Raw genomic sequence first — 11127 nt, forward strand, 5'->3', positions numbered from 1 at the left:
ACATGCATACCCGGAACGACAACCTGAGCGAGATAGATAATCGCTGCAGACACGAGAAAGCCTACCAGTCCTCGTCCATAGGGAGAGACACTTTTTCCGAACAACATTTCAATAATGTATCCGGCAAGCGCAATCACCAAAGCCGCCAGAACGGCGGACCAGAAGGTAAGGTGTGAAAAGCCGGGAACAATGTAACCAAGTAGCATCAACACTAGCGCAGCGACTGCAAAGCGTACGACGGCACCCACCCAATTCACCAGTAATCACCTCCTCGACCATGCTGACGATAGTGTGCGCGGGTGCTCGGAGAATATTCTGTGATACTTTTTGCGCTGCGGGGCAATGATGGATAACAGGGTCAGACACTGGCCTACTACGTGGAGGAGGGATCGCTTTTGACAACAGAAGGCGTACCGTCATCCTTTGACGACTTGAAACAGACTGCGGCCAAGCGCCTCAAACATGGAAGCCACGACGTGACGTCGGATGTGGTGGAAATGGGAGATGCCATGATGCAGGCCGGAGTGGAACCAAAGTCGGCTCAAGACCGATTGGCGAAAAATGTTTGGCAAGCCGCGAGCCCGCAAGATAAGAAGAAATTGGCGGGAATGGTGACCAATATGGCCAAAAAGGACGAAGACCTCCAGTAGGGATGTCGAGTGCCGAGGAGGTGGTGTAAGCCACCTCTCTTGGCATTCATTGCGAGTTGCGCCGACGCGGCGTGCTTCGTATAATAAGAGGCAATCACAATCCCTGCGGTGTTCGGAACATGGACCGATATGTTTTGAGCCAACACCAAAACATGGGGAACCGGATCCTAAGCTAATGGCCGTCCTGCCCCCTTTTTTGGGGGACTGCGAAAGTTAGCGGGAGGTGCCCACCTGCCAGCGGCAGGTTCAAAACGTCGGGTGGTGCGGCATGGCGGGGAATCAAAACGGGCAGGGTACTGCCCGTTTTGTGTTGGTGATTTACTGACGGTAGAAAACCAGGTAAGATAGAAGTGAGAATTGGAGGGATTAGGTTGTCGGAAAATGTTGTGACTGCAGACCAAAGTAATTTTTCTCAAGTCGTGAGTGGCGAAAATCCGGTGTTAGTAGACTTTTGGGCGTCGTGGTGCATGCCCTGCCGCATGGTTTCCCCGATTTTGGATGAGTTGGCGGATGAACGTCAGGGTGCGGTAACAGTGGCCAAAGTCAACGTTGACGAAAACCCCGCTATTGCAGCTCAATTTGGTGTCATGAGTATTCCCACCATTATTCGCTTTCAAAAGGGTGAAGAAGTACAACGGGTTGTCGGGGCGTTACCGAAAGCAGAACTGATTCGAAAGTTAGGACTCTAAAGGTGGCCAAAGTCATTGACCTTCGGTCGGATACGGTCACACAACCATCTGATGCTATGCGCGACGCGATGGCTCACGCGCTAGTGGGAGATGACGTCTATGGCGAGGATCCTACCGTGAACAGGCTTGAACAACACATGGCAGACCTACTCGGTAAGGAACAGGCACTTTTTGTACCTAGCGGCACGATGGCTAATCAAATTGCGATTCTTTCCCACACGGAGCGTGGAGAAGAAGTGCTGTTACATAGGGATAGCCATGCTTATTATTACGAAGGCGGAGCGGCCGCGTTGTGGGCCGGTGCCACTTTGACTTTATTGGATGGGCCGGAGGGGTTGTTTTCTTCAGAGACACTTATCAGTGCGATCCGGCCGGACAACATTCACCATCCGCGGGCTCGACTGCTATGGATTGAAAACACTCACAATCGTGCCGGTGGCGCGGCACTAGGCTCGGATCTTATAGATCCTCTTATGGCGATTGCTCATCAAATGGGATTAAGTGTTCATATTGATGGGGCGCGATTATTTAATGCAGCACAGGCATTGCACACGCCTGCTCGGCGTTTAGTGCGGGATGCGGATTCTGTGTCTGTATGCCTCTCCAAGGGACTAGGTGCACCAGTAGGTTCGCTTCTAGTAGGGAAATCCGAATTGATTGAGCGCGCTCGACGCTATCGGAAATGGCTGGGGGGCGGAATGCGACAAGCCGGAATTCTAGCAGCGGCGGGTCTCATCGCTATAGATAACGTGGAGCGCTTGACACAGGATCACGACCGGGCGTCGAGATTACTTGAGGGACTCTTAGAGTTGGGATTTTCTGCTCGAGTTCCCCAGATTCCCACCAACATGGTAATGATTGATACCCCCGGGCCTGCCGACGCCATGGTTCAGGCGGCGAAGGAGCAGGGATTATTGTTTGGGACCATGGGAGCTCGGACGATCCGCTTGGTGACACATTTGAACATTGACGATGAGGACGTGGACCACGCCTTAAGCACGTTTAAACGCTTGCGCGGTAGCGATTTTGGTTATGGCGAGTGATCTTTTTTCGGATCTTGGCGATGAACGTCGACGCGAGGCAGCGCCGCTCGCCTCGCGATTGCGTCCGGGCAAGCTCTCGGATATCGTGGGGCAAGAGCACCTAACCTCCGGACAAGGCGTACTCGCCAGTATGGCAGGGAAGCGTCTGAGGTCCTCAATTTTCTTTGGCCCCCCCGGAACGGGGAAGACCACCACCGCCGAAATTTTAGCAAGAAGCGCTCATTTAGCTTATATTTCTCTTTCTGCGGTAGCCACCGGAATTGCTGATATTCGCAAAGTGGCGGACCAAGCTCGGGACCGCTGGAGTCTTGAAGGACGAGGGACGGTGGTGTTTCTCGACGAAATACACCGATTTTCGAAGAGTCAACAAGATGTCCTCTTGCCATTCGTAGAAGACGGTACGTTTGTGTTGTTGGGAGCCACCACGGAAAATCCTTGGGTGGCTCTTAATAGCGCATTGTTATCACGGTGCTTATTAGTGGAATTTCACGCTCTTGGCCCTGAGGATGTGGAGCGGGTACTCGAGCGGGCATGGGAACAACGTGGCGAGTGGTGGCATGAGGAGGGCGTGGCGGAGGACCAAGTGTTTGCGATGATTGGCCTTCGTACCAGTGGAGACGCGCGCATGGCGCTCTCTATTTTAGAGCGGCTTACGGTGCTGGCAGATGCGCGTAGTGACAAGGTCTTGACCCGTGGACTACTCGATGAAGTGTGGGACCAGTTTGCCCACTTTTATGATGCGAAGGGCGACATGCATTACGACCTGGCGTCCGCATTTATTAAAAGCATCCGCGGATCCGATCCCGATGCGGCGCTCTATTGGATGGGACGCATGCTCAAAGGCGGTGAAGATCCTCGCTTTATTGTGCGTCGATTGCTGGTACATGCGGCAGAGGATATCGGACTAGCGGACCCCATGGCACTCTTGGTAGCTCAAGGGGCTTCCTGGGCTTTAGAACAAGTCGGCTTGCCAGAAGCTCGGATACCGATGGCGCAAGCCGTGATTTATCTGTGCATGGCCCCGAAGTCCAATAGTGTGGTCGAAGCGTTAGCAGTGCTTGATGAGACGTTGGATCGATTTCCGAACGCTCCCGTGCCGGAAGAGCTGCGCGATCGTCACTACAATCCGCGGATCAAAAAACCCTATCGCTATCCGCATAGTGTAGAGGATCATTTTTTGCCCGATGCCCATTTGCCGTCGACGATGGCGGATCTGAAAATCTATCACCCGACTAGCCAGGGACAAGAAGACGCATATCAACGTCTATTGCAGGAGTGGCGGCGACGCCGGAGGGATCATCGAGAGTGAACTGCGGAATATTCCGCCTAGGCTGACAGTTTTATGAGCCTTCTGTTTTGTGATGTATACTCAGGATAGGCTCAGAGTCAAATGAGAGCACTTTTAATCGACCATTGCGGTGGGAGGGGATACGCATGGCTCAACCCCTGGAATCGACGTCGCCCACGCGGCCTAAAGGCCGCGCCAAGCAAAAACCTTATTGGGTGGAACCGTTGATTACAAGCAGCATTTTAGGGATTTGGGTTCTCTATTCATTATGGGAAGTATTTTTTCATAATTCCGGAACGTTTGGTAATTATGTGTCGCCTTATTTTTCGCCAGGTGTAGGTAAGTGGTTTGGCTGGCATCTATTAGATGCCTTGTATGTTGCCTGGGTACCTTTTTTGTTTCGTTTCTCTTGTTATTATTATAGAAAAGAGTACTATCGCGGGTTCTTCTGGGATCCGCCGTCATGTTATGCCGTAGACAAGCCACGGCCGCGTTATAGCGGTGAAACTAAGTGGCCACTTGCCATTAATAATTTGCATCGGTACTTTTGGTATTTGGCGGTAATTGTTCTGATATTTCTCTGGAAAGATGCGGTCGAGGCCTTTTTTTTCAAGGCCGGGTTTGAAGTGCGGGTGGGAAGCCTATTGCTTCTTATCAACGCCGTCGTCTTGACGTTTTACACCTTTTCCTGTCATGCATTTCGCCACATGGTGGGCGGGAAGAAAGATTGTTATTCCTGTGATGGTAAGCCGACGACCAGCTACAAGATCTGGAATCGCGTTTCGAGTTGGAACATGTTGCATGGGACGTGGGCATGGGCATCGCTAGCTACGGTGTGGGCCGCCGATTTATATATTCGACTCCTCATTATGGGAGTCATTCATGATGTGAGGTTGTTTTAAATGGCACACGAGTCGTATGAAGTTCATGATTATGATGTGATTATTATTGGCGCAGGTGGCGCAGGACTTCGCGCTGCCGTCGAAGCAACGCAAAAGCCGGGCCTCAAGGTAGCGGTCATCACGAAATCGCTGTTAGGGAAAGCGCACACGGTGATGGCAGAGGGCGGCGCAGCGGCGTCGTTTGGTAACTTAGATGCACCAGACGGGTGGGAAACCCACTTTTACGACACGATGCGCAGCGGGCACTTTATCAACAACTACCGTACCGCGGAGATATTTGCCAAAGAAGCCCCTGACCGGGTGCTGGAATTGGAGACTTGGGGCGCCGTATTTGACCGCACGCCCCAAGGGAGGATTATGCAGCGGCCGTTCGGGGCCCACAGTTTTCGCCGACTGTGCCACATTGGAGACCATACTGGCCTTGAGCTGATTAGAACAATGCAATATAAGGCGATTCACTCCGGCATTGATATCTATCAGGAAGTGACTATGACGAAGATTATCGTGAAGAACGGTCGGGTTGCCGGGGCTTTTGGATACTTTCGGTCTGACGGTCGATTCGTCTTGTTCCGAGCCCGTGCCATCGTTTTGGCCACGGGAGGCTGGGGCAAGGTCTTTAAGGTTACATCCAATTCGTGGGAGAGCACCGGGGATGGGGCGGCGCTGGCGTTTCGAGCCGGGGCAAACCTACAAGATATGGAAATGGTGCAATTTCATCCCACGGGGATGGTGTGGCCTCCCGGTGTGCGCGGCTTGTTAGTCACCGAAGGGGTTCGTGGTGAAGGAGGATTGTTATTCAACTCCGAAGGCGAGCGCTTTATGAAGACTTACGATCCGGACCGGATGGAACTGTCATCGCGTGACGTGGTAGCACGGTCTATTTTCCGGGAAAATCTGGCGGGGCGGGGTACGCCACATGGCGGCGCATGGCTAGACATCAGCCATAAAGGGCCCGACTACGTGAAAGCGAAGTTGCCGGGCATGTATGAGCAGTTTCTTACGTTGGCCGATCTTGATATCACCAAAGAACGCTTTGAAGTGGCTCCGACCTGTCACTATACCATGGGTGGCTTGCGCAGTGATGCGGAAACGTGTGCGACCACACTTCCCGGTCTCTTTGCCGCTGGTGAGGTGGCATGTGGTCTTCACGGTGCCAATCGACTGGGCGGAAACTCTCTGTCCGACCTCTTGGTATTTGGGCGCCGAGCGGGTCTAGGAGCACGGGAATATGTGGAAGGATCCGGAGAGTTGGCGGAGATTGATGAGGCCGAGCTTAATGAAGAGATGCAGAGAGTTCTCGAGCCATTTACGCGTAATAACGGCGTCAATCCCTATCATGTGCACGAGCGACTGCAAGAGATAATGACCAACCACGCCGGGATTATGCGGTCTGGACCCGTGCTAGAAGAAGGCCTGTCTCAACTGCTGGAACTCAAAGAAGAATCTCTGACTATGTCTATCAATGGATCGCGGATCTATAATCCGGGATGGCATGCGGTGTTTGATGTCGAAAATATGTTGCTCTTGTGTGAGGGCATCATTCGCAGTGCGTTGGCGCGACAAGAAAGTCGTGGGGCGCATTGGCGTACTGACTATCCTGATGAGCTTCCTGAGTGGCAAACACTTAACTTTGTTGAATCGTATCAGGATGGCGCCATTCAGTTACGAAAAGAGCCAGTCCATGAGATGCCAGAAAACTTAGCTAAACTGTTCACGTACGGCAAGCCTCCGGGACTTGTCAACGACGCGGCAGGGAAGGAGTTGTAGAGCATGGCAGAGGAATTTACCCTCAATGTATGGCGCGGTGACAAGTCTGGCGGGGAGTCGGTGGCCTATCAGGTGCCGGGAGAAACGGGCATGGTGGTGTTAGATGCTCTCCACTATATTCAACATAATCTGGCTCCTGACCTGGCGGTGCGGTGGAATTGTAAAGCCGCCCATTGTGGATCCTGTGGAGCCGAGATTAATGGACAGCCGAAGCTGTTGTGCAAGACCCGCATGGATGACTATATTGGGGAACCGGTAGAAGTTCGGCCCATGCAGACGTTCCCGATTATTAAGGACCTGGTGACGGACGTTTCCTGGAATTACGAAGTAGCCAAGGAAATTCCCTTGATTGAACCAACTGTGCCGGCACCATTTAATATGCAGCAGATTGATGCCGACCGCATTCAAGAGTTTCATCGTTGCATTGAGTGCTTTTTGTGCCAAGATACATGCCACGTCCTTCGTAATCACGAAGGGCAGCAAAAGTATTTTGGTCCCCGATACATGGCGAAAATCGCCGAATTTGAAATGCATCCTATGGATGGAGCTGATCGATTGCCTTTGTTGGCGAATCGAGCAGGCGTCAACATGTGCAATGTAACGAAATGTTGCACTGAGGTCTGTCCGCAGCACATTAAGATTACGGACAATGCCATTATTCCGCTCAAAGAACGAGTTGCGGACCGCTATTACGACCCGATTAAAATTCTTTTGCGCCGTCTGGGTGGTAAGGGGAAAGACGGTCACACCGCCAATGATACGGTGTCGTAAATCGGCCATTAAATTAGTTGTTTGCTCACAAAGCCACTCCGCGTAGAGTGGCTTTGTGTATGGACAAAAAGCTCCATCCTGTCAGTTCTGGTCGTCTGTGTGACCTCCAAAACTTGTGGCGTGACACTCCCTACGGGGCGCAGATCAACCTCGCACACGGGTGGATCGGGCGGATCAAATTCGCGCTCGGTCAGTTGACCGTGCATCATCTGGGTGCTACCCTTACTGTTAGGTGAAAGGAGAGTGTGTGCCATGTTAAAGGTATCAAGCAAGGGCCGGTATGCCGTGAAAGCCGTCTATGAATTGGCGCGTCATTATGGTCACGGGCATCTAACAGTGGGCCACATTGCTCAATGCCAAAATATCCCTGAACAATATTTGGAGCAATTAATGCCTCTTCTCAAACGTGCCGGTATTGTGAACGGCATGCGTGGCGCCCAAGGGGGCTATCAGTTGGCGGGCCCGCCAGAGGGGGTTTCGGTTCGCGATGTGGTAGCGGCCGTAGAGGGGCCGATTGTGGTTGCCGAGTGCACCAACGAAAATGGGGCGGGTTGTAGTGAGATGGATTGGTGTATTGGTCCTGACGTTTGGACTCGGGTGCAAGAAGCCATTGATGAAGCCATGACGCGGATTACCATGGACCAGTTGGTCATGGAACAACGGGTTATGGGTCAAGACGATTTGCCGCACACGGAAGTTGCCATACTAAGGGGGCAAGGAGGATAACGATGGGAAAGACTGTAGTCGTAGGATTGAGCGGCGGCGTCGATTCCTCGGCGGCCGCCGCTTTATTGATAGATGACGGGTATGAGGTCATTGGAGTGACCATGCGCCACTTGCCCGCTGAGACCACCAATAGTTGTTGCGGGCTTGATGCGATTGTCGATGCCAGGCGGGTCGCGAAGAAGCTTGGGATACCCCATCATCTGGTCGATGTCGAAGAACCATTTTATGAAAAGGTGATTCTGCCCTTTGAGGAAGCCTATTTGTCTGGGGAGACGCCGAATCCCTGTGCGTTATGCAATCGCAATATCAAGTTTGGAGCGATGTGGGAATGGGCAAGATCGCAAGGAGCAGACTACCTGGCCACAGGGCATTATGTTCGGGTTCGCGAGCACGAAGGCCAGTATCAATTGATGCGGGCAGCGGATAAGCAGAAGGATCAAAGTTACTTGATGTACACCTTGGGACAAGAGGACTTATGTCACTTAATTTTTCCCTTGGGGGCGATGACGAAGGCTGAGAGTCGAGACATCGCCGCGAGTCGAGGACTCATCACAGCGCATAAGCCAGACAGCCAGGAATTGTGTTTTGTGCCAAAAAACGACTATCAGGGCTACTTGCGGGAGAATCGTCCCGATGCCGTGTCTCCTGGGGATATGGTGACTCGTGATGGGACGGTGGTAGGGAGGCACGAAGGCGTTGCGTTTTATACGGTGGGGCAGCGGCGAGGCCTCAATATTGCCAGTTCCGTACCGCACTATGTGACGGGATTAGATGCTCAGACAAATCGCGTCATGGTTGGGGTGCGTGAGGACGCTTTCGAGCGAAAGGTTGGAGTCGCTGCCGTCCATTATGTTTCGGGATTTACCCCCGAGATGCCGGAATTAGGACTCGCCAAAATTCGCTACAATATGGAGCCGCAGCGTGCAGTGTGGAGGCCACAAGGAAGCAACGCGATGATTGAGTTTGACGATGCGCAATGGGCAGTCAGCCCTGGGCAGGTGGCAGTTCTGTATCAGGATGACGTGCTGGTGGCAGGGGGGAGGATTGCGCGCCCCTTCTAGTCATGTAGGACAGGGAGGATGTATGATTAGCGGATGGCATTTAACGAACTTACCGGTTTGGGTGAGTGGGAATGCGCGCCCCGTCAGTCGGGTCGACGAATTGGTGGTGTCCTGGGAGACACGGTCGTTGGAAGGGTTATTGCTCGCTCCACGATGGTGTCTCCCGGTATTTTTACCCATCGGCAACGACGTTCGTTTGACAGATATGGGGGTGACGCTTGGTCATCGTTCAACCATGTTGAGACGTCCTCGTAAGTTCCGGCGACACATATTACGCATGAATGCCGCTTGGAAGGGGCGTGTTGTGGTGAGTCAAGGCGGTCGCCTGTACGGGCGGCTGAAGGATGTGGTCATTGACCAAGAAACCGCCAGCATTTCTTATTTAGTAATTTCTCGCGGCGTGGTGGGAGACTTGATGCTCGGGGCGTCCCTGGTGCCTATTCAGCAGCTTACTGAATTTGGCGAACGCACGGTTAAAATTTTTGTCCCTGGGGAATCCTGACGGAGAAAAAAGGGGGAGGTTTCTCGTGGACAAAGAGCCACTATGCCCTGGCTGCACCGGGCGAAACGTGGGACGAGTAGGTACCGGGCAATATTATTGTTGGGACTGTTACATCGAATTTGCCATGGGCACCAAGGGTGTGCGCATGTATCGGGTCGAGAATGATGGCGAACTATCACGCATCGACCCAGACGAATTGGAAGGGGTCGCGCCATGAGAAAATATGTCACGGGGATGGTTACGGGTACCTTAGTTGGTGCGGTAATGGCGGGAATTTGGCTTTTGCGGCGTCCACGGCAGAAATTTTATGGGTCGGCATTTCGTCAAGCACGGCGATTGGCTCCCGCGGCTTATCGCGTGGCGCGATACGGTGGGGGGCGCCTAGTGCATCTGGCTAAGCGACGGATGAGCTAGCGTTGACAATCGCCAGAAGCCCGAGATCCCGAAGCCCTCGGCGGTGGTATCGCTGGGGGCTTTTAATGTTGGTGGTGTTTGGTAGCGGATGGCTTCTCATTGCGGTACGTGGAGTCATGCTGCCGTTCGTGCTGTCCTTCATTTTGGCCTACCTTCTGGCCCCACTGGTGGAGGCTATGGTGCACTTTCTGAAGGTCCGACGCGTGACCGCTATTTTGATTGCCTATGCGGTTTTGGGAACGGTCATTGCGCTCATGGCGGTCTATCTTATCCCGATTCTAGTGCAAGAGAGCGTGCATCTCATTAAGTTTGTTCCTACCATGGCGAGCGAGGTGCAGCGATCCTATAATTATTGGTCGCTTCGGTTTCATCAGCAGCCCATGCCTCTTGTGGTCCGATCTGCGATCGCCGGAACCGGCAAACATCTACAGGGTGAACTGATGACAGTGATGAAAGACGTGATTCACGCCATCTTCGGACTAGTCCCTGGGGTGTTGAGTATCGTGATTGCCCCAGTATTAGCCTTTTATGTGTTAAAGGACTTAGCGCGCATTCGCGAACGCTTCTGGGCGCTTATCCCCATCAACTGGCACAAAGAGGTGTTTAAACTCGGTAATGATATTGATCGTGCGCTCAACGGATTCATCCGCGGACAGCTATTGGTCGCCTTAGTCGTCGGGCTGTTGTCTACGGTTTGGATGGTCATTTTAGGCATTCCATTTGCCCTCCTAATTGGAGCCGTCGCCGGAATTACGGATGTGATTCCGTATGTGGGGCCCATCGCGGGGGCGATTCCTGCTATCCTTCTAGGGCTGACGCGGTCACCCTGGGTGGCTCTTTATGCCGTGGTGGGATTTGTGGTGATTCATCAGTTAGAAGGGGTGGTGATTTCACCGAAGTTAGTGGGGGAGTCGGTAGGACTGCACCCCCTGGTGGTGATATTTGCCATTTTAGCAGGAGGAGAAGTCGCCGGATTCGTGGGTCTGTTGCTCGGGGTACCGCTGGCGGCGGTGGTGCGGGTGTTATTAAGTCACTTCTATCGGTGGTTTACGGTACCTCTTGACCATGATTCTCAGCCATCGGTACAATGAGACATCACCACACGAAGGGGGCGCCTGAGTGAAGGCAGCCATTATCCGGCAGAGATTTTTACAATTTTTTGAAGAACGTGGGCACCAAGTGGTGGCCAGCTCGCCTATCGTACCGGCAGGCGATCCGACACTGCTCTTTACGGCGGCGGGGATGGTGCAATTCAAAGATGTATTTCTCGGCCTAGAACGCCGCAGCTATCAGCGCGCGGTCAGCGTACAAAAG

15 protein-coding genes and 1 other RNA gene are annotated in these 11127 nt (G+C 53.0%); 15 read left to right on the forward strand and 1 reads right to left on the reverse strand.

Features of this window, described 5'->3' with window-relative positions:
* A partial coding sequence (locus ACOJWD_RS02805) for a phage holin family protein (protein WP_486991704.1) occupies window positions 1–257 on the reverse strand: 257 nt, incomplete at its 3' end.
* 138 nt (window positions 258–395) lie between these two features.
* Between ACOJWD_RS02805 and ACOJWD_RS02810 the strand changes: the two genes are divergently transcribed.
* The 15 genes from ACOJWD_RS02810 to ACOJWD_RS02880 all read left to right on the forward strand — a co-directional run.
* A complete protein-coding gene (locus tag ACOJWD_RS02810) occupies window positions 396–650 on the forward strand; it encodes a DUF3243 family protein (protein ID WP_486991705.1) in 255 nt (84 codons plus the stop codon).
* Window positions 651–747: 97 nt separating this feature from the next.
* A non-coding RNA gene (gene ssrS / locus ACOJWD_RS02815) (6S RNA) lies at window positions 748–932 on the forward strand.
* A gap of 89 nt (window positions 933–1021) precedes the next feature.
* On the forward strand, window positions 1022–1339 hold the full coding sequence (gene trxA / locus ACOJWD_RS02820) for a thioredoxin (RefSeq protein WP_486991706.1): 318 nt from the start codon (window positions 1022–1024) through the stop codon (window positions 1337–1339).
* Window positions 1340–1341: 2 nt separating this feature from the next.
* Window positions 1342–2382 (forward strand): low-specificity L-threonine aldolase, encoded by a 1041-nt coding sequence (ltaE, locus tag ACOJWD_RS02825; protein ID WP_486991707.1) that lies wholly within the window; start codon window positions 1342–1344, stop codon window positions 2380–2382.
* Window positions 2372–3691 carry a replication-associated recombination protein A gene (locus ACOJWD_RS02830; protein ID WP_486991708.1) on the forward strand — a complete coding sequence of 440 codons (1320 nt, stop codon included), beginning with the start codon at window positions 2372–2374 and terminating at the stop codon, window positions 3689–3691. Before ltaE ends, ACOJWD_RS02830 begins: the two co-directional genes overlap by 11 nt.
* Window positions 3692–3816: 125 nt before the next feature.
* Entirely contained in the window at window positions 3817–4572 is a 756-nt protein-coding gene (locus ACOJWD_RS02835; protein ID WP_486991709.1) for a hypothetical protein, read from the forward strand.
* On the forward strand, window positions 4573–6339 hold the full coding sequence (locus ACOJWD_RS02840; RefSeq protein WP_486991710.1) for an FAD-dependent oxidoreductase: 1767 nt from the start codon (window positions 4573–4575) through the stop codon (window positions 6337–6339).
* 3 nt (window positions 6340–6342) lie between these two features.
* Window positions 6343–7110 carry a succinate dehydrogenase/fumarate reductase iron-sulfur subunit gene (locus tag ACOJWD_RS02845; RefSeq protein WP_486991711.1) on the forward strand — a complete coding sequence of 256 codons (768 nt, stop codon included), beginning with the start codon at window positions 6343–6345 and terminating at the stop codon, window positions 7108–7110.
* Window positions 7111–7362: 252 nt separating this feature from the next.
* Entirely contained in the window at window positions 7363–7836 is a 474-nt protein-coding gene (locus ACOJWD_RS02850; protein ID WP_486991712.1) for an RrF2 family transcriptional regulator, read from the forward strand.
* A 2-nt stretch (window positions 7837–7838) separates the two neighbouring features.
* Window positions 7839–8897: a tRNA 2-thiouridine(34) synthase MnmA gene (gene mnmA, locus ACOJWD_RS02855; RefSeq protein ID WP_486991713.1), complete on the forward strand. Its 1059-nt coding sequence runs from the start codon at window positions 7839–7841 to the stop codon at window positions 8895–8897.
* 22 nt (window positions 8898–8919) lie between these two features.
* Window positions 8920–9399: a PRC-barrel domain-containing protein gene (locus ACOJWD_RS02860; RefSeq protein WP_486991714.1), complete on the forward strand. Its 480-nt coding sequence runs from the start codon at window positions 8920–8922 to the stop codon at window positions 9397–9399.
* 25 nt (window positions 9400–9424) lie between these two features.
* Complete coding sequence (locus ACOJWD_RS02865) at window positions 9425–9616, forward strand: hypothetical protein (protein ID WP_486991715.1); 192 nt, start codon at window positions 9425–9427, stop codon at window positions 9614–9616.
* Window positions 9613–9813, forward strand: coding sequence for a hypothetical protein (locus ACOJWD_RS02870; protein WP_486991716.1), 201 nt, complete (start codon window positions 9613–9615; stop codon window positions 9811–9813). Before ACOJWD_RS02865 ends, ACOJWD_RS02870 begins: the two co-directional genes overlap by 4 nt.
* Before the next feature lie 65 nt (window positions 9814–9878).
* Window positions 9879–10904, forward strand: coding sequence for an AI-2E family transporter (locus ACOJWD_RS02875; protein WP_486991717.1), 1026 nt, complete (start codon window positions 9879–9881; stop codon window positions 10902–10904).
* 28 nt (window positions 10905–10932) lie between these two features.
* Window positions 10933–11127, forward strand: a 195-nt coding sequence (locus tag ACOJWD_RS02880) for an alanine--tRNA ligase-related protein (RefSeq protein ID WP_486991718.1), incomplete at its 3' end; no start/stop codon positions are given.

Source organism: Sulfobacillus sp. TH-112, assembly GCF_057473405.1.